13 protein-coding genes are annotated in these 20,223 nt (G+C 42.1%); 4 read left to right on the forward strand and 9 right to left on the reverse strand.

The window, feature by feature from the left end; genetic code table 11:
• Positions 1 to 187: 187 nt before the first annotated feature.
• The 5 genes from QTN47_RS22430 to QTN47_RS22450 form a co-directional block, all read right to left on the reverse strand.
• On the reverse strand, positions 188 to 763 hold the full coding sequence (locus QTN47_RS22430) for a chemotaxis protein CheB (protein WP_369331674.1): 576 nt from the start codon (positions 761 to 763) through the stop codon (positions 188 to 190).
• The gene (locus QTN47_RS22435; protein ID WP_369331675.1) at positions 760 to 1,581 is read right to left on the reverse strand and encodes a CheR family methyltransferase; all 822 of its coding nucleotides are present in this window, start codon (positions 1,579 to 1,581) and stop codon (positions 760 to 762) included. Before QTN47_RS22435 ends, QTN47_RS22430 begins: the two co-directional genes overlap by 4 nt.
• 6 nt (positions 1,582 to 1,587) lie before the next feature.
• A complete protein-coding gene (locus QTN47_RS22440) occupies positions 1,588 to 1,956 on the reverse strand; it encodes a response regulator (RefSeq protein WP_369331676.1) in 369 nt (122 codons plus the stop codon).
• Positions 1,957 to 2,048: 92 nt separating this feature from the next.
• Entirely contained in the window at positions 2,049 to 5,657 is a 3,609-nt protein-coding gene (locus QTN47_RS22445; protein ID WP_369331677.1) for a response regulator, read from the reverse strand.
• A gap of 5 nt (positions 5,658 to 5,662) precedes the next feature.
• The gene (locus tag QTN47_RS22450) at positions 5,663 to 7,144 is read right to left on the reverse strand and encodes a hybrid sensor histidine kinase/response regulator (protein WP_369331678.1); all 1,482 of its coding nucleotides are present in this window, start codon (positions 7,142 to 7,144) and stop codon (positions 5,663 to 5,665) included.
• Between the two features lie 116 nt (positions 7,145 to 7,260).
• On the opposite strand from QTN47_RS22450, the gene QTN47_RS22455 reads away from it, so the two are divergent.
• From QTN47_RS22455 to QTN47_RS22470, 4 genes are all read left to right on the forward strand, one after another.
• Positions 7,261 to 8,796, forward strand: coding sequence for a malate:quinone oxidoreductase (locus tag QTN47_RS22455; protein WP_369331679.1), 1,536 nt, complete (start codon positions 7,261 to 7,263; stop codon positions 8,794 to 8,796).
• A 323-nt stretch (positions 8,797 to 9,119) separates the two neighbouring features.
• Positions 9,120 to 11,915 carry a TonB-dependent receptor gene (locus QTN47_RS22460; protein ID WP_369331680.1) on the forward strand — a complete coding sequence of 932 codons (2,796 nt, stop codon included), beginning with the start codon at positions 9,120 to 9,122 and terminating at the stop codon, positions 11,913 to 11,915.
• A gap of 81 nt (positions 11,916 to 11,996) precedes the next feature.
• Positions 11,997 to 13,388 (forward strand): beta-helix domain-containing protein, encoded by a 1,392-nt coding sequence (locus tag QTN47_RS22465; protein ID WP_369331681.1) that lies wholly within the window; start codon positions 11,997 to 11,999, stop codon positions 13,386 to 13,388.
• 610 nt (positions 13,389 to 13,998) lie between these two features.
• On the forward strand, positions 13,999 to 15,075 hold the full coding sequence (locus tag QTN47_RS22470) for an aldose 1-epimerase family protein (protein WP_369331682.1): 1,077 nt from the start codon (positions 13,999 to 14,001) through the stop codon (positions 15,073 to 15,075).
• A 32-nt stretch (positions 15,076 to 15,107) separates the two neighbouring features.
• On the opposite strand, the gene QTN47_RS22475 is transcribed toward QTN47_RS22470, so the two are convergent.
• The 4 genes from QTN47_RS22475 to QTN47_RS22490 all read right to left on the reverse strand — a co-directional run bounded on the left by QTN47_RS22475 (position 15,108) and on the right by QTN47_RS22490 (position 20,198).
• Positions 15,108 to 15,875, reverse strand: coding sequence for an SDR family NAD(P)-dependent oxidoreductase (locus tag QTN47_RS22475; protein ID WP_369331683.1), 768 nt, complete (start codon positions 15,873 to 15,875; stop codon positions 15,108 to 15,110).
• Positions 15,876 to 15,912: 37 nt separating this feature from the next.
• On the reverse strand, positions 15,913 to 17,034 hold the full coding sequence (locus tag QTN47_RS22480; protein WP_369331684.1) for a BT3233 family polysaccharide utilization protein: 1,122 nt from the start codon (positions 17,032 to 17,034) through the stop codon (positions 15,913 to 15,915).
• Positions 17,035 to 18,071: 1,037 nt separating this feature from the next.
• The gene (kduI, locus tag QTN47_RS22485) at positions 18,072 to 18,914 is read right to left on the reverse strand and encodes a 5-dehydro-4-deoxy-D-glucuronate isomerase (protein ID WP_369331685.1); all 843 of its coding nucleotides are present in this window, start codon (positions 18,912 to 18,914) and stop codon (positions 18,072 to 18,074) included.
• Positions 18,915 to 18,944: 30 nt separating this feature from the next.
• Complete coding sequence (locus QTN47_RS22490) at positions 18,945 to 20,198, reverse strand: DUF2264 domain-containing protein (RefSeq protein WP_369331686.1); 1,254 nt, start codon at positions 20,196 to 20,198, stop codon at positions 18,945 to 18,947.
• Positions 20,199 to 20,223: the final 25 nt, after the last annotated feature.

The raw sequence follows: 20,223 nt of genomic DNA on the forward strand, positions 1-20,223 counted from the left end.
GGCTGTCACTCTGAGGAAGTTATTTTGTCTTCCTGTTTAGACAGACAATAACTGCAAATTTTTTAATATGACCTGGAAATCACTGAATAACCTGATCTATGGCTTTATCCGTTTTGTGTGGAAGACAACAGTGATTCTTGTAGAGTCATTGCTGTGGTAGTACATGATTCAACACAGTTCTCTTAAACTATGCACGAGCATTCAGGTCAAAAATAAACCTGCCAATTTTCCCGCTTTCGAGAACGAAGTCAGCCTTAAACTTTTGCAACGCATGGTGGGGCATGTAGCTGACCTCTGATTCATCCGGGTCCTGAACAATGGTTAATCCCCCATTATCTTTTATAATCTTCAGGCCGTCGCCTCCATCGGCATTGGCGCCGGAAAGCAATATCCCAACCAGGTGTTCATGAAAGGTTGCCGATGCAGACTTAAAAACCACATCTATGCTTGGACGGCTGTGATGGATCTTTTCCGAATAGTCCAGCGCGAAGGTTTTGTCTTTTTCAATCAACACATGGTAATCTGCCGGGCACAGGTAAATATACCCGGATTCTATCGTCTCTTTCTCTTCAACCTCTTTTACTTTCAGGTTACTTTTAACAGAAAGCAGTTCGTCTAAAGCCGATTCGAAATTTACATTCCTGTGCAAGACGATCAGAAACGGCACAGGAAATTCTGCCGGGATATATTTAAAGATCTTAAATATTACCTGCAGACTTCCGGCGGAGCCTCCGATCACGATCAGTTGAATATCCCTGTTCACTTTAATTTCTTCCAGATTTTTTCTTTTGGATCTACCTGTTTGTAGCTGCCGGCAATAGATGAAAATCGCAATGATTCTTTCGATCCCAAAGCAAGAAATCCAAAAAGCTCAAGGCTGTTGTCAAACACACGCAGTACTTTAGCCTGTAGATCCTTTTCGAAATATATTAGTACGTTTCTGCAAAAAATAAGCTGGAATGAATTGAATGAGGAATCTGAAACAAGATTGTGTGTAGAAAAAACCATTCGCCTGCTTAATGATTCGTCAAATTTCGCCAAATTATAGTTTGCAGTATAGTATGATGAGAAATCGTTGGTGCCGCCGGATGTCAGGTAGTTTGTTGAGTATTGCTGCATCTGGCTTATCGGAAAGATCCCCTTACGGGCTTTTTCCAACACGACCGGATTAATATCAGTACCGTACAATAGTGATTTTTGCAATAATCCTGCCTCTTTTAACAGGATGGCCATGGAGTAAACCTCTTCCCCGGTTGCACAGCCCGCATGCCAGATACGGATAAACGGATACGTAGCAAGTACCGGAATGATCTTCTCCCTCACAGTTTTGTAGAAATAAGGATCACGCAACATTTCTGTTACGTTTACGCTTATTTCCTGAACGGCATGTTTAAAATAGACGGGATCTGTTTGGATACGTGCAGAGAAATCTCCAAAGCTTTTAAACTTATCCATCAGGTAAAGCCTGTGTAATCTTCGTGTTAATGAAGCTTTGGAATATTCTGTAAAGTCGTAGCCATAAATATCCAGTATATCATTTAGGAGATTGTCTATTTCTTTATCGCCAAAGTTAATTTCCACAGCAGGTTAATTTAAATATTGACCCAGAAGCTTAAGCAAAATATCCACATCAATGGGCTTTGAAACGTAACCACTTGCACCTGCGGCCAGGCATTTTTCCTTGTCGCCCACCATTGCCTGAGCGGTTACAGCTATAATAGGCAAATCGGTAAAGGCATCATCTCTTCTGATAATTTCAATGGCCTCATAACCATCCATATCCGGCATCATCATATCCATTAGTACAACGCCTATGCCGGGCTCGTTTTTCAAAAGAATAATCCCATCCTGTGCACTGGCAGCCGCCAGGCATTGATAACCCTTTGTTTTTAAAGTTGCATTCAAGGCAAAGATGTTTTTACTGTCATCATCTATGATCAGTATTTTTTTACTCATATAACCAACATTTGCTTTTTCGTTTTTGTTGCTTAGCTCCAAAACTTTCATATTAAACAGAAATAAGGTTAAGCAGTATAATCTTTAGCGTATTATTTTTCATATAGCCATATGCGCAGCAACGAAATAAGCTGATCGGTATCAACCGGCTTTGAAATATAGTCAGACGCACCCACCTGTATACATTTTTCACGGTCTCCCATCATGGCTTTTGCCGTTACGGCTATTATCGGAATTTTTTTCCAGCTCCCGTTTTTCCTGATCTGCGTAATGGTTTCAAAACCGTCCATTTCAGGCATCATAATATCCATCAGTATAATATCTATGTCTGCGTTTTCCTGCAAAGCCTGTAATGCTTCCTTACCATCCATTGCCGAAATTGTCTGCATTTTATGTTTTTCGAGCGCCTTTGTTAGCGAAAAAATATTTCTTACATCATCATCAGCAACCAGTACTTTTTTATTTTTCAGCACATCATCCAGCGATCCCAGTTTCTTACTTATTCTTGCACTGTGTTTTTGTTCTTCCATAAGATGAAGGAACAGTGAAACTTCATCCAGAATGCGCTGATAGGAATGTGCAGTTTTAACAACGATCGAATCTGCATATTGCCTGATGCGTGACTCTTCAGATTTGGATAAACTTTTTCCTGTAAAGATAATCACCGGCACATTATCCAGGTCTGCATTGCGTTTAACGGCATCAAGCGTTTCGTATGCTTTTGAATCAGGAATGCCCATATCAAGAATTACACAGTCAATTTCTTTCTTCTTTAATGCCTGCATGCTTCCGCTGATGTCGGTAGATATCTCCGAATTTACGTCATAGGTTGAAAGGAAATAAGAAAGCGCCTTTGCATGTTTGGCATTGTCTTCAACAATAATAACCTTCTTGGCGTCTTTCTTTATTACATATTCCAGCTTTTCAAAAATGTGTCCCATCTTTTCATAATCAACAGGCTTCGTAATAAAATCAACCGCACCGCGCATCAGGCTTTCTTTTTTCTGTTCAAATGAAGACAGCATGTGCACGGGAATATGTCTTGTGTGAATATCTTTTTTCAATTCATCTATCACTTGCAAGCCATCCTTTACCGGTAACTGGATATCCAGCAGGATGCCGATAGGCTTGAAAGTCCTGGCCAGCTCAATAGCTTCATCCCCTCTAACTGTTACAATGCCTTTATATCCTTTTTGCCTGGTGAAATCCAGCAATATCTTGGCAAAAGCCGTATCATCTTCTACAATCAGTATTGCTTTATCCAATGTTGTAATACCTCCTCTGTCGTCCGGTATTTCTTCAGGTATTACAGATGTTGTATAGTTTAATAAAGTTGCTGTTTGCCTTTCAGTTTCCGGTTCATAATATTCATCCATGTCTGCAACTTCTTCATCAGTGCTTAAAATATCCTGACCCGCCGCACTCTTAACCGCTGCAACGTTTTTGTTCATTGGTATACTTAATGTAAATGTGCTTCCCTTTCCCGGTTCGCTTTCAAGGCTTATATCGCCGGAAAGCAATATGGCTAACTGGCGGCTGATAGACAAGCCCAGGCCTGTGCCGCCATATTTTCTTTTTGTTGATCCATCAGCCTGTTGAAATGCTTCAAATACAAGCTGCTGTTTTTCTTTGGCAATGCCAATGCCGGTATCTTCTACTGTGAAATCAATATACCCTCCCTGTTGTGATGGTTGAAGGGAAAGCGTTATGTGGCCGGCATGCGTAAACTTTAAAGAATTTGAGATAAGGTTTTTCAGGATCTGATCCACACGCATCCTGTCGCTTTCGATATGCGCCGGTAACTCCTTGCTGATATTAACGATAAAGTCAACATTCTTTTCCCTGGCAAGTGGCTGGAACAACATTTTCAGCGTGTTGGTAATTTCTTCCAAAGAAATATGTTCATATTCCAGTTCCATTTTGCCTGATTCGATCTTTGACAGATCGAGGATCTCGTCTATTAACTGGAGCAATCCTTTACCCGAGCTTTGTATAACACGTGCATATTCAACCTGATCCGACAATAAATTCTGATCACTGTTTTCCACAAGCAGACGCGATAGCAAAAGAATTGAGTTTAGCGGTGTCCGCAGCTCATGTGACATGTTGGCAAGAAATTCTGATTTGTACCGTGCATTCAGCGCGAGTTCTTCTGCTTTCTTTTGTATTTCGAGATTGCGGATAACAATCAGGTGATTTTTTTCTTCCAGCAAACGTGATCTTTCTTCCAGCTCCTGGTTTGTTTCCTGTAGTTCTTCCTGTTGTACTTTCAATTCCTCTTCCGATGTTTGAAGTTTCTCGGCCTGTGCTTCCAGCTCGGTATTCAGATTTTCCATCTCTGAATGTTGTGACTGAAGTTCTTCTGCCTGTGCCTGAGTTTCTTCCAGTAGTTCTTTTAATCTTAACCTGTTTAAGGCAGTATTTAAAGCAATACCAATGTTTTCGGAACTGCGGTGCAAAAAATCAATGTCTGTTCCGGAAAAATCATCGAGCGAGCCGAGTTCTATCGCGCCAATTATTCTTCTTTCGAAATAAATTGGAAATGCCAGGATGCTTTTGGGACGAATGTTTATAGCACCGGTGTTGATATACAGATCTTCATTTACGTTCTGCAGCAATATTTCTTTCTTACTTGAAATGCTTTGCCACAACAGGCCTTCTCCGGATTTTAGCGTTTCTTTCTCTGGTTCGGGTCTGAAGCCATAACTGTTTCTATAAATCAACATATTGTCCTGAAGCATATACAAAATACCGATCTGGCTGTTTGTATAAGTGCAGATAAAATCAATAACATCATAACACAGTTCATCCAGGCCCTGTTCGCCAACCATTCTTTCATTCAGCCGTGCAATTCCTTTTTCAAGCCACTCATTCTCGGATATGGTGTCGAAAGAACATTGAAGAGAAGCTGCCATCTTGTTGAGCGATCCGGCAAGGCTACCAAGGTTGTCTTTTTCTGAGGCATTTAAACGAAGGCTGAAGTCTCCGTTGGAGATGTTTTGCGCAATGTTTTCTATAATGGTTATCCTATCGTAAATTTCTTTTTCTTTCTTATTGAGTTCATTATTTAGCAGGGTTTTTTCTTCATAATCATCACTCACTCTTTTGTAAAAGAACACTGTAATAACGATGGATAACAATGCCGCAATAACAATCAGCATGGGCGTGAAGAACGACAGGCGGTTCATTTTATCCGTTCTTTCGGTCAACAGCCTGCGTTCATTATCCTGCATGTTTTTTACAAGGATCTGCATCTCATCCATTGATTCTTTCCCTTCACGCAATTTTGAAAAATCCGGAGCCTTGTTTGCTTTTTCGTCATCAATTGTTTGCTGCATGATCTTAAACCGTTTGGAAACAATTGAGTTGACTTTGTTTGCATTAATCTGTTGGGCGGGGTTGTCCAGCGTTAATTGCTTGAAATTATCAATGGCTGCTCTGACTCTTCCATACGCTCCGTTGTAAGGTTCAAGAAATTCAGTATTATGCGTTATCAGGTAACCACGTTGACCAGTTTCCGCATCCTTCATATTGGTGAGAATGTTCTGGGTTTCTTGTATAACTTTTTCCGTGTGGTTTACCAATTCTGCGGTACTGGTAAAATTTTTTATAGAAATATATGAAGCCGTTGAGCTGATAATTAAAAGAAAGAGAGACAAACCAAATCCTATCTGTAAATTCCTTTTGAAATCGTTTTTCATAAATATTAAGGTTGTGTTTTTCCAGCCAGGTAATTATATAACGGAATAGTAAAATGGAAGGATGAGCCTTCCCCCAGTGTGCTATCAACACCGTATTCAAAATGATGTCTTTCAAGAATTTCGGCGCAGATATATAATCCTATTCCTAGCCCCTGAAAATTACCGACAGTTTTCTCTACTCTATAAAACTTTTTAAATATATTTTGTTGATCTTCCTCAGAAACGCCGATGCCATGATCCCGTATGAAGATCTTGATTTGATTTTTAGTAGTTGCCACCTCAACAAGAATTTCTTTGTTTACAGGGGAGTATTTAACAGCGTTTGCAAGGAAGTTTAATACAACCTGCTCAAGCCGCATTTCGTCTCCATAAATAAACCTGTTCGCATTGCCCCTCCGATGGATGTGGTAATCAGGGTGCGTTTGCCGCATCATTTCAATGGCGTTCGTCAGCATACTTTCACAATTGAATTCCTGCATATTGTATTTCAGCTTGCCGCTCTCAATTTTTGAAATGTCAAGCAGATCAACTACCAGGTTATTCAGTTTTTTTATTTGGTTCAGGGTGCGGTCTATATATGTTTTCGCTGAACTGTTTCCATCTACGCTTTGATCGAGCAATTGTATATAACCCTTAATGCTTGTTAGCGGTGTTTTTAGTTCGTGACTGGCTATACTGATAAATTCATCTTTTTTCTTAACCGCCTGTTTTTGATCTTCAATATCTGTAAACGTTCCAACCCATTTCACAATGTTATTGGCTTCTTTTACCGGCAGTACCCGCAGCAGATGATAGCGATAATCATTTTTATCGCGCATTTTTACACGTACCTCCATTTCCAGCGGCTTGCCGCTTTTTACTGTTCTTTCTATTTCATCCTGGATATTACCATCATCGGGATGTGCGACAGGAAATTCTTTTTCTGAAAGCGAATAGTTCAGCCATTGGCTGTTGTTGTATTCAAGCGTGCCATCGGATTTAGTAGTGAATGCAATTTGGGGTATTGATTCAAGAATGGATTTCATTTCCTTCGCTTTTTCATTCATCTCTGATTCGGCCTTTTTCCTGAACTCAATCTCGTCTCTAAGATTATTCTGCATTTCGTTCAACTGCCGCTTTTGTTCATACAGCCGGTAAAACGTTTTTACTTTAAGCAGCAATATGTCCGGATCGATGGGTTTTATGATATAGTCTATACCTCCGGAAGTATAACCTTTGGTGATGAATTTTTTATCGGTGTTGACTGCGGAAAGAAAAATGATCGGGATATCCTTCGACTTACTGTAGCCGGAAATAGTTTCTGCCACCTCAAAACCATCCATGCCAGGCATCTGAACGTCGAGAATGATAAGCGCATATTGGTTCTTAAGAACTTTTTTTAGAGCCTCTTCACCACTTAAAGCTGTATCTGATGGAAAGTTGTGTAATGCCAGGATTGATTTTAAAGAAAATATATTTTCTTGTTTATCGTCAACAATAAGTATCATCGGTAAGTATAAAGATTAGCGATCAACGTATGTTAATTTTTAAAATAAATAATTATTTGTTGCAATATAAACAGCGTTCGAACCATGGCTTGGTTTTAGCTGCTTGTTAGATAATTATGGACACAGCATACAATTCCGCAAAAATAGAGCCGCAAATAATACTTATTGGTGCGGGAATAATGAGTGCTACCCTTGCCATATTGGCGAAGGAACTACAGCCGGGAATAAAAATTGATGTTTTTGAACGATTGGATGTAGCCGCAGCAGAAAGCTCAGATGCGTGGAACAATGCTGGTACAGGGCATTCCGCCTTCTGTGAATTAAATTACACACCTGAGAAAGCTGACGGAAGCATTGATACTGCCAAAGCCGTTAAAATTGCTGAAGCTTTTGAAGTTTCCAGGCAATTCTGGTCCTATCTGGTTCAAAAGAAAATGATTGCCACGCCGGGCGATTTTATCCAAAATATTCCACACATGAGTTTTGTGTGGGGTGAAAAAAATATTGAATACCTGCGTAAGCGATATGAGGCCCTGACCAAATGCCATCTTTTCAAGGGCATGGCCTATACTGAAGATCATGACCGGTTAAAAAAATGGATTCCTTTAATGATGGAAGGGCGCGGTGATGATGAAAGGCTTGCTGCCACCTGCATGGAAATGGGAACGGATGTTAATTTCGGCAATCTTACGCGGATCCTGTTTCATCAACTCAAGAAGAGAGGTGGTTTTGCCCTGCATTTCAACCATGAGGTTAAAGATATTTATCGTGCAAAAAATAACGAATGGTGCATAAAGGTAAAGGATACGTCTAACGGGCATAAGCGTGTTGTTCAGGGCCGGTTTGTGTTTATCGGCGCAGGAGGCGGTTCGCTTCCGCTGTTGCTTAAATCCGGTATTCCGGAAGGAAAGGGTTTTGGAGGATTTCCTGTTAGCGGCCAGTGGCTTAAATGTTCCAATGTAGATGTTATTGAACAGCATCACGCAAAAGTGTATGGCAAAGCTTCTGTGGGAGCTCCGCCAATGTCTGTCCCTCACCTGGATACGCGCATCATTAATGGTCGTAAGGCATTGTTGTTTGGACCGTATGCCGGATTTTCAACCAAATTTTTGAAGAATGGATCATTCTTCGATCTGATCAAATCCATCAAATTCAGCAATATTAAAGCAATGCTCGGGGCAGGCATGCATAACATACCACTTACGCGTTACCTGATTGAGCAGGTGCGTCAATCACCGGAAGACAGGCTGGCCGCGTTGCGCGAGTTTTATCCGGAAGCGAAGATGGAAGACTGGCATCTTGAAATTGCCGGCCAGCGTGTGCAGGTAATTAAAAAAGATGAGGAAGAAGGCGGTGTGCTTGAATTTGGCACTGAAGTGGTGAGTTCATCCGACGGAACAATCGCTGCATTACTGGGTGCTTCTCCCGGAGCCTCAACGGCTGTATCAATAATGCTTGATTTATTAAAGCGCTGTTTTCCCGATAGAATAAACAGCGAGGCCTGGCTAGCTAAATTGAAGGAAATGATCCCTTCCTACGGTCAATCGCTCGCCAAAGATGAAAAACTCTGCAACGATATCCGTAACTGGACAAGCCGGATGCTGGCACTGAAGACGGAGGCTGTGGAGGAGGAGGTAAAAGACATCATTTAGAAGACAGTAAGAGAGTAAGACAGTAAGATCGTAAGACGTGTAAGACCGTAAGACGCGTGAGACTGTAAGACGTGTAAGAATGTAAAAGAAGAAGAGAATAAGAATATCTAAAACACCTGAGCTGCAAATAATAGCTAAAGAGTCTCGCCCTGAATCCTCAAATTTCAAATCTCAAATCTCAAATCGCTGAAACCTGGAAACCTGAAACCTGAAACCTGATACTTCATGCCTCATCCCTCACCCCCCATTTCATAACAATCAAGTAATAGCCACGTAACAATTTGTTAATGCACGGATAAGAATTTCGCCCCAAAATTTTTTACGTGAGAAACATCCGGTTAATACCCCTTATTGTATTGTTATTGAGTTTTACACAACTATCTGCACAGGCCTTGAGATTATCAGGTAAAGTGGTTGATGAAGAAAACGGGTCGCCCGTAGTTGGAGCTTCCATTGTAGTTACAGAAACTAAGAAAGGTGTGAGAACAGATGTTGAGGGAAGATTCTTTATTAATATAGAACAAGGGAAAAATTACACTTTGACCGTATCCAGCATAGGGTACGCATCAAAAGCAATTAATGAAATAAGCCAGGATAACATAAAGTCTGGCACGTTAGGCGACATTTTGCTGAAAAGAAGTAATAATCAGTTGCAGGCAGTGGTAGTTACATCCAGCGCGAGAAAAGAGACTGCAGCCTCATTATACCTTGCGCAGAAAAACAGTTCTTCTATTTCGGATGGCATTTCCTCTGAAATCATTAAACGCTCTCCGGATAAGAGCACCGGTGAAGTATTGAAACGTGTAAGTGGTGCTTCTGTTCAGGATAACAAATTCGTTGTTATCAGGGGATTGAATGAGAGATACAATGTTGCCTTGTTGAACAACTCCATCCTGCCCAGTACAGAACCTGACAAGAAAGCTTTTTCTTTTGATATCATTCCTTCTTCACTGATTGATAATCTCGTTATTTACAAATCGCCGTTGCCTGATTTGCCAGGTGATTTTTCCGGTGGTGCCATTAAAATAACAACGAAGGATTATCCTGCTAAGCCCATCAGTGAATTATCAGTATCAATAGGTTTTAACTCATTAACTACTTTCAAGAACTTTTACAACAGTTACCCCAAGGGTTCATTGGATTGGTTAGGTTTCTTCGATGATTCCCGTCTTATGCCGGGTTCTTACTACAGGCACAGGGGAGCAAGCTTTATCAATTTGCCTAACGATCAAAAGAATGCCATCACAAAGCAGTTTCCCAACACATTTGGTACGGAAGCGGCATATCAAAGCCTTCCCAACTTTGGTTTCTCCTATACGGGCGGTAATACCAAAATCCTGAAAGAGAATAAAAAGCTTGGCTACATCTATGCCATTAGCTACAACGAGGGCAGAAGAGTTTCAGACAGAGTAAGAACAGACTACCAGACACAGGCAGATCAGGATTATACCTATCAATATAATACCAACAATTACGATGTAAGAAATAACCTGTCTGCATTGTTGAATGTTACCTATGCTTACGGCCGCAGCAAAATTTCTCTTAAGAACCTCTTCAATAACGACTTTGTTAAGACTGCCGGCATTCGTGAAGGAGTTAACAAGCTGAATTTTGATCCGTTCTATATTAAAAGTAATAACAGTGAAGCTACAGGAAACGGTATCGTAAACTCTTCACTGGAAGGTACGCACAGTCTTAACAGCGGTTGGACAGTTGACTGGAACGGTTCATTCGGTTATACATACAGATGGCAACCTGATCAGCGTATTCTCGCTTTCAGATCTCCCGAAGGAATCAAGGATAATTATTATTTAAGTCTTTCTAACGAAAACTCTCCGGAGATCCGCAACGCGGGCCGTGTTTATTCTTACCTGCAGGAGTACATCTACGGAGCAAACGTGAATGTTACCAAGCAGTTCAGATGGCTGGGACAAACACAAAAACTTAAAATGGGTTCTGCCAACTACTATCGCGACAGAAATGTTGAAGTAGATGCATTGGGTTATGCAGGCTTTACAACCAATGTGAAGATCAATGAAACAAAAGAGACAACGTTCAACAATATATTCAGTCCTGAAAACATTGAGAAATATAATCTTACTGTAGCTAACATAGGCACGAACTCAACAGATTATAATGCGCATGCTTTGCTGAATGCCGGCTACATTATGCTGGACAATAAATTTTCCGACAGGGTTAAGTTGACCTGGGGTGCGAGAGTGGAGAATTATTCACAAAAACTTATAGCGCTTAATAAAGCTGATGTGAATGTAAGTAACCTGGATGTATTGCCATCCTTCCTGTTCACGTTTGCGTTGAATAACAAATCCAATCTTCGTCTGGCTGCTTCAGAGGCTGTAAACAGGCCTGAGTTTAGAGAGCTGGCTTCTTACAGCGTGTATGATTATGATAACAATCTTTCCATCACAGGTAATCCAAACCTTGTCAGATCAAAGAACACAAATGCTGACTTAAGGTATGAGTGGTTCCCTTCAGCAGGTGACATTGTTTCGATAAGTGCATTCTATAAATACTTTGATAAACCTATCGAACAAACAAACCAGGGTAACGATGTGCTGTCTTACGCCAACGCCAACAACGCATACATCTACGGAACAGAATTAGAGTTGAGAAAGAAACTTGATTTTTTTGGAAGTAGCATTTTGGACCATTTCACGTTCTATGCTAATGCGGCGTATATAAGAGGTTCTGTTAAGTTCAGTACAATGACAGTTAACAGTCCATTACAAGGGCAGTCGCCATATCTTGTTAATGGAGGCATTACTTATAGTACAAAGAATGATGATTTTGTAGTGAATGCATTATATAACAGGATTGGGCCAAGACTTCGTTTCAGAGCTGTTAGTGATGCCGGTAAAAATATCTTCGAGAAGCCAAGGGATGTGATAGATCTTCAGCTGACAAAGAAGTTCTATGGCAGCAAGTTAGAGATCAAACTTACCGTGAGTGATCTTCTTGCACAGGCCAATCAGTGGTATTACAAGTTTGAGTCTGGTACCTCAAATACCGGTTACAATCCATCTACAGATAAAATTATTTACGCTTATAAATACGGTACTACATCAACACTCGCAATTCGTTACAACTTTGGCAGATAATGATTTGGTAACCTGTGGGTAACATGCCGTTAATACGGCGCGGATAGATTTGCCGAAAATTAATAATTTACAAAACACACTATGAAAAGAATTGCTTTTACACTTGTACTCGGTGCCCTTATTGCCGGTACAGCATGTAAGAAAAGTGACAGTCAGTCGGATCCCAACCCGACACCTCCAACGCCTGTGGATACCGCTAAAAATCTTGATGTCCGCGGTATTATCACATCAGATCAACACTGGACAAAAGACAAAACTTATCGCCTACGCGGATACGTTTATGTAACTAACAATGCAACAATCACAATAGATCCGGGAACGAAAATCGTTTCTAACAAAGACTCTGCTGGCGTATTGGTTATCTACAGAACTGCCAAAATTCTTGCACAGGGTACAGCAGATGAGCCTATCGTGTTTACTTCTAATGAAACAACTCCTCAGCCTGGTGATTTAGGTGGTGTGGTACTTGTTGGTCAGGCGAAAGGTAACACCAACCACTCAGTAATTGAAGGTGGTGTTGATGCCCAGTTCAGCGTGTTTGGCGGAACGAATGATGCAGACAATTCTGGTGTAATGAAATATGTTAGAATTGAATATGCAGGTAAAGCAGTAAACCCCGGTGATGAGATCAATGGTCTTTCTCTTTACGCTGTAGGTTCTGGTACAACTATCGATTACGTACAGGTTGTACGTGGTTTGGATGACGCTTTTGAATTCTTCGGCGGTACGGTTAACTGCAAACACCTGATTGCTTACAATTGTGCTGATGATGATTTTGATATGGACGACGGTTACAGAGGTATGATCCAGTACGCTATTTCAATCAAAGACCCTAAGTTTACTGATAACAAAGGAACAAGCGGCGATATCTCTAACAACTTTGAAGTTGATAACGTAAACCCTTCAAACGGTTTCTTGTGGACAAAGGCTCCTATCACTTCTCCTGTATTGTCAAACTTCACAGCGGTTGGTCCTAACAACGCTACCGGTGTAAGCGCTGACTACGGTTACGGCATGCGTTGGAGAAGAGGTTCTAAATTTGTTCTTGCTAACTCAATCGTAATTGGTGGCCAGAGAGCTGGTTTAGATATCGATGACGATTCTACAGCTTCTTACTACAAACAGGATATCAGCAGGTTCTACAACAGCTTTTTGAATGCATATGGCAAACCTTTCCAGGTTGATAAACTGGTTAGCAGTCCTAAATTGTTTGATTCAGCAAGCCTTGCTGCAAAAGTAACTGGTAACGACAAGAGCGTTTACTATGCAAACGGTGCAGATATTAAATTGACTGATCCATATAACAACGCCGCTCCAAACATTAAGCCTGCTACCGGTTCTCCGGCTTTAACAACTGCAGGTAAGTTTGATTTTGGTGGATTGGATAACGCATTCTTCGATAAAACAACTTACGTTGGTGCTATTGATGCATCTAACGACTGGACAGCTAAATGGGCTGTTTGGGGTAAATAAATCGGCACAACAGAAAAGTACCTTGCATTAAAAAAGAGGTACTTTTTTGTTAATTTTCTCCCGCTAGTCATGGCGGGAGTTTTTGTTTTTAGAAACCACGGAGACATAACGACACGGTGTGACACGGCGGTTTTTTTGCCGCGAAGACTCGAAGGCGCAAAGAAACACAAAGGCTTTTAATTGATAGTGCCTGCCCGACTAAAATCATTCAGGCGGGGAGAATTGAAAATTGGAAATGATCGGAAGACGCAGAACTCCGTGTTCTCCGTGTCTTCTCCTGCCTCTTCTCTGTGTAACAATAACTCTACATTAATGGTACGCTTTACATCCAGGACTTTTCAGTCCATTTGCTCCAATAAGCGTATAACGTAAAACTTACAACACATCACTAGTTCTCAGCTTTAAGCTTTAAGCTTTCAGCTTCTCCCTCCCTTCGCTCCAATAAACGTATAACGTACAACTTACAACGTATCACCAGTTCTAAGCTTTAGGCTTTAAGCTTTCAGCTTCCCTCCCTCCATCCCGTACTGTCCTGAAATGCAAATCGTTTGCACAATTTGATTATTTTAGATGTTCACATTATACCTAACGATAAAAGCCGGGCACTCTTATGAGCAATTCAAACGCTTCGCAGCAGAAATGGCACAATAAAGTATCTCATGTGTCGCAACTTGGAGGAATTGAGACTTCAGTTCTGGACAATGGTCTCGGACGAGGAAGCCGTATCGCATGGATCAATACCGGCAGCGGTCTGCGTTACAAAATTTTATTAGACAGAGGGCTTGATATTGCCGATGCGTTTTATAACCAACATGGCCTCGCCTGGGTAAGTCATACAGGTGTAACACCTCCTCATCCTTTTATTTATCACGGACTCGACTGGCTGAAAACTTTTACTGGGGGACTACTCACTACATGTGGCTTATCACACGTCGGTGGTCCGGAAAAAGACGATTATGGTGAAAGAGGTCTGCATGGAGAGATCGGTAATACGCCGGCTGAAGTCATTTCTATCATACAACCGGATATTGCTGCAGGACAATTGGAAATGAGCATAACAGCAAGCATGCTGCAAACAAAAGTGTTTGGACCAACGCTTGAATTGCGAAGGACAATTTCCAGTACGCTGGGTGAAACCACCATTCGCATTCGTGATGAAGTGATCAACCGGGGAAACACGCCCGCGCCGCATATGTTATTGTATCATTTCAATCTGGGTTATCCGTTGGCTGATGAGGGCGCGGATATTGTGTGGAAAGGACAATGGCAAACCAGGCACAAGAACCTGGAATATAAGATCTTCAATGATCAACATAACTTCCGTAAATGTCCCCCGCCGTTAAAAATGCACAATGGCACCGGAGAAGAAGTCGCCTTTATTGATATAGAAGCAGATGATAAGGGTATGGCAACCTGCGGACTTCATAACGCAGACATTGGTATTGCACTGGCTTTCCGTTTCAAAAAGGAACAACTGCCCTGGTTAATCAATTGGCAGCATTGGGGAGAAGGGGAGTATGTGACTGGCATCGAGCCGGCAACCCATCCGCCGATAGGACAAGCTGCAGCGAGGGCAAACAATACGCTTATCTTCATTGAGCCTGGCGAAAGCAATATTTATGATGTTGAACTGGAAGTACTGACACAAAAAGATGCACTTGATGCATTCTTAAAATACGGGGGCTAATTTGTGATCAGGTAAATGCAGGTTGCGGTCAGCTATCTGCCCATCCATCCGCCATCAACAGTCAAAATAGTGCCGTGAACATAATCAGATGCAGACGATGCCAGGAAGACAACTGGTCCTTTAAAGTCCTGAGGCTCGCCCCATCTTGCGGCTGGTATTCTGTCAAGGATTGATTTGCTCCTGTTTTCATCACCGCGCAATGCACTGGTGTTGTCTGTCGCGATATATCCTGGTGCAATGGCATTTACATTTACACCTTTGGACGCCCATTCATTCGCAAACGCCTTTACCAGTGATCCCACTGCTCCTTTGCTGGCTGCATATCCCGGAACATTAATGCCGCCCTGGAATGTTAATAAAGATGCCGTAAATATGATCTTTCCGGATCCTCGCTGTATCATGTCTTTTCCAATCTCGCGTGTCAAAATAAATTGCGAAGTCTGATTGATGGCAATGATCTCATCCCAATATTCATCCGGATGTTCAGCGGCTGGTTTTCTTAAAATATTGCCTGCATTGTTGACAAGAATATCAATTTGCGGATGTTCTTTCTTTACAAGAAGTATGAAGTCGTATAACGACTGGCGGTCAGAAAAATTGCATTGATAAGGATAGAAGCTTCTTCCGGCTTTTTTTACATTTTCTTCTACATCGCTTCCGGGTTTTAAAGATGCCGAAACACCTATGATGTCTGCACCTGCCTCGGCCAGAGCTTCGGCCATGGCTTTGCCTATTCCGCGACTGCAACCTGTTACCAAGGCAATCTTATTATTCAGAGAAAAGTAAGATAGTATTGACATGAATTGTTATTCTAAAGTTTGAAAATGTTTTACAGGACTATTGTACTGTTATGATCAATGGCTGCTTTAACTTCTGCTGAAAATGTTGTACGTACTCGAACCACTGGTGTGCAGATGTTATTCTGTTTGCTTTGTTCCAGACCGCACCGGTAAAATATGTAATTGATTTTTGCGCATCGGTGGTTGTGATGGTCAAAACCTGCTCTTTAGTTACCAGCATTTGTCTGATTGGCTGGAGGTGGATTGTTGCTACGCCTGTAACACCATCATTGCCATGCTGCGGTTCCCAGTACGCTGAAATGCCATTCTGTTCATTTAAAAACAAAACGCCCGGGTCTTTACGCTTCGCAAGACCTGTTGCGACGGGTAAAGCAGCATCAGAAGTGTGATTATATGCAGCTGTTACCCTGTTTAATTGTGAACCTGCATCTATCGATATCGTTTTGATAACGGATACCGGCTTGCCGTCAACATTCCATTCATCATAGATCAGTTGAAATGAGGAGCGAAGTGGACCATTATCCAATACTTTGAATCTGTGATAATTTTTGGAATAGTAAACGGAGTCATTAACGTAGGGAGCTATGTTTCCGGCTCCAAGTGTATAGCCTACCTGGTAATAATCAAGTCCATCACCATGATCTTTATGATAATCATTTTTTTTGTAGCGGTCATCTACAACCAGTTTGTCGGTGCTTTTCACCCATACATCAAGACCATATGCATCTTCATTGCTTCCTTCTAATGCTTTGCCATACATGCGAAAAGCGATCTTGTCATTTTCCCAGGCAAAATCATCTTTTCTTTCGGGCACATAACGGCAAAATGTTTTTGGCGGGGAAAAAGCATGTTTTCCCTTTACCAGTTTGAATGACCGGGTTTTGTTTGCCGGGATTGATACCTGCAAGAGCAGATTTTGTATTGTTGGGTTACCTGCGTATTCCAACTGGAATGTTATTTCCTGTTGTGTTTTTGAATCAATCACCTTAAAGTCCGCGGTATCTATTGATGGCCATTTGGCGACAATGTCTTTCCACGGCACTTCAATTACATAATCCGAATAATCCAGTTGACTGTTATTGGTAATAGTCACACCAACGGATTGCGCATTTGTGCCCATCCATAAGAAAGTCAATAGTGAAAGAAATAGTTTGTTCATAATAAAAGGCTATGAGCTGTCAGCTATTAGCTTTCAGCTTGTTGAATATCGAATGATTATCAATTAATTTGGAACCTGGTGAACTTGTTTGCTTTCGTCCTTTCAGGGCTTGATCCCCATTTTCTATTTTTCGCCAGGGCGTTGCCCTGGGCTAGTGCTATGAGGCCTTCAGCCTCAGTCGAAGTGCGGTTATTTCGTAATTTGTACTTAAACCATGGAAATTACCTTCTTACGCCTCAAACCTTACGCCTCACACCTCCATTCTCATCGTACATTCTCACGCCTTCTCGCACATCGTACCCGCCCGAACGTACCGCCGGTACGGGCAGGCATCTAAAATCGTACCTCGTAATTCGTAATTAAACCTATGCGTTACACCCTTACGCCTTCACTCCATCGTACATTCTCATCACGCTTACCATCTCCCCGGCTTCCGTACCTCGTACTTCGTAATTCGTACTTAAACCATGCATGTTGCTTCCTTACGCCTCAAACCTTAATCCTCGCCCCTTCGCTCACACCGTACCCGCCCGAACGTGCCGCCGGTACGGGCAGGCATCTAAAATCGTACATCGTACATTCTCGCGCCTCCTCCCATATCGTACATCACACATCTAGCATCGTACATTCTCATCATGCTTACCATCTCTCCGGCTTCCGTACCTCGTACTTCGTAGTTCGTACTTAAACCATGCATGTTGCTTCCTTACGCCTCAAACCTCACACCTCAGGCCTCCAATCACATCGTACCCGCCCGAACGTGCCGCCGGTACGGGCAGGCATCTAAAACCGTACATCGTACATGCTTACGTATTCCCTACATCGTACATCACACATCTAACATCGTACATTCTAATCATGCTTACCATCTCTCCGGCTTCCGTACCTCGTACTTCGTAGTTCGTACTTAAACCATGCATGTTGCTTCCTTACGCCTCAAACCTCACACCTCAGGCCTCCAATCACATCGTACCCGCCCGAACGTGCCGCCGGTACGGGCAGGCATCTAAAATCGAACATCGTACATTCACACACCCTTACCTCAGTTCCGTAATCTTACAATGATCCATATCTCCATAATCCATATTCTCACCGGCCATTCCCCAGATAAAGCTGTAGTTGGACGTGCCTGCGCCGGAGTGTATGGACCAGTCTGGCGAGATTACGGCCTGTTCATTTTGCATCCAGATATGTCTTGTCTCTTGCGGCTGTCCCATAAAGTGACAAACACTTTGTCCTTCAGGAACCTGGAAATAAAAGTACACTTCCATTCTTCTGTCGTGTGTATGCGCAGGCATTGTGTTCCATACACTGCCCGGTTGCAACTCTGTTAATCCCATTTGGAGCTGGCAGGTTGGTAATACACTGTTGACAAGCAATTTATTGATTGTTCTGTGATTGGATTGTTCAAGAGCCCCGAGTGTTACCTTTTCCGCATCATCTTTTGAAACTTTGCGTGTCGGATACTCATGATGTGCAGGTGTTGAGTTAATATAAAATTTTGCCGGAGCATTGGCGTCTGCGGATGCGAAGGTTACTTCTTTTGTTCCTTTGCTTATGTACAATGCCTCTTTGTATTGCAGGGTGAAACTGTTTCCATCGGCGGTAACTGTTCCTGTTCCTCCAACATTGATAATGCCCATTTCTCTTCTGTCAAGGAAATAAGGCGCTTTAAGGCTGTCGGGATTTGGCAGCGCAAGTGTTTCTTTTACCGGCATTGCACCACCTGCTATAAAGCGGTCGTAGTGTGTAAGTGTAAAGTGAAATACATCAGCTTCGAAGATCTTTTCTATTAAAAACTTTTTTCTTAACCGGGTAGTGTCCAGGTTCATCACTTCATCGGGGCTGCTTGCAAACCTGTTGTCGAATGATACGTTCATAGTCAATGTGTTTAATCAATCAAAATTTTATCAATAATCAACTGCATAATCCTTTTTAAATGGCTGGCCGTTCCAGGCTTTTTTGGAGGTCCAGTCTTCCGCGTTGTCCGTCCAAAACGGATGATTCTCCGGCAGTCCCAGGGGCAAAAAGCCAACTGATGCCAGGTACATACTTCCACTATTTAAATAATAATCGGCCACATCAGGCTGATGGCCTGCAAAGCCTAATTGAAGCCAACCTTCCTTTGAAAAATTTCCTTCAATAGAAAACATGCGTTTCATAACGGTGGTTATTGCATTCCGGATCTGTCCGTTACTAAGGCCGTCGGGCAATTGCTGTAAAAGGCAAAGTTGCGCTAGTGGTTGAAAAATTGCGGTTCTATAGGTAATGGATCTGCCAAAGACAGGAAAGGTTCCTTCCGGCGAGATCATCCTTTCCATATAAGAACTGTAGCGTTGTGCACGCTTCAGTGTTAGGTCGTAGTCGGCTTTGCTGCATTTATTTTTTTGTAGCTGAATCGTTCTGATATCCAGCATCATTGGCTGAATAACAAAACTGTTATAATAATCAAAGTGAAATTTGCTGCCGTCGGAATACCAACCATCACCAACATACCATTCACTCATTTTGTTGAGCGCTATCTGTAAACGAAAAGCATCATATTCCTCATTGATGGATAACAAAAATGTCTCGATCAATGCAGCAAACAACATCCAGTTATTGTAGGGCGGCGATACTCTGCGCAGCGCTTTGAATTGCTGGATATAACGGCTTTTGGTATTTTTATCCAATGGTTGCCACAAAGCTTCCGGCGCCCGGATAAAGCTTTGTGCCAGGAACGCCGCATCTACCAATGGTTGTCCCTCCTTATCCCACAAAAGAAAATCTGGTGAAGCGGGATCTACCGCATTGGCATAACTCTTTAACGCCCACTCACGCAGTTGTTTTCTTTGCTTGTCTTCCGGAGAATTGTCATCTGCCAATGCAAGCCATGGTGCAAGGCCCGACATAAGCCTGCCAAAACATTCCATGTAGGCCAGATCTTTATTCCTGTTATCCCAGGAAGAACTGTATTCAACAGGCATGTTCTTTTTGAGTTTCCCTTGGCTCATGTTGCTCAGCACAGGCGCTGCTATTTTATAGAGTAATGATGTCCAATAGCTGCGGTCACTTTGCACTTCACCATTTACGTGGGTGCGGTTTGCCACTTGCAATGATGTTATGGGCAGACTTCCGGCCAAACCAAGCAATGATGAGTAGTGCAAGAACTTTCTTCGTAACATAGTGAAGATTTTCTCCGGGTGTATT

The sequence above is a fragment of the Danxiaibacter flavus genome (genome assembly GCF_041060425.1).
In the GTDB taxonomy this organism is placed as follows: Bacteria; Bacteroidota; Bacteroidia; order Chitinophagales; family Chitinophagaceae; genus Danxiaibacter; species Danxiaibacter flavus.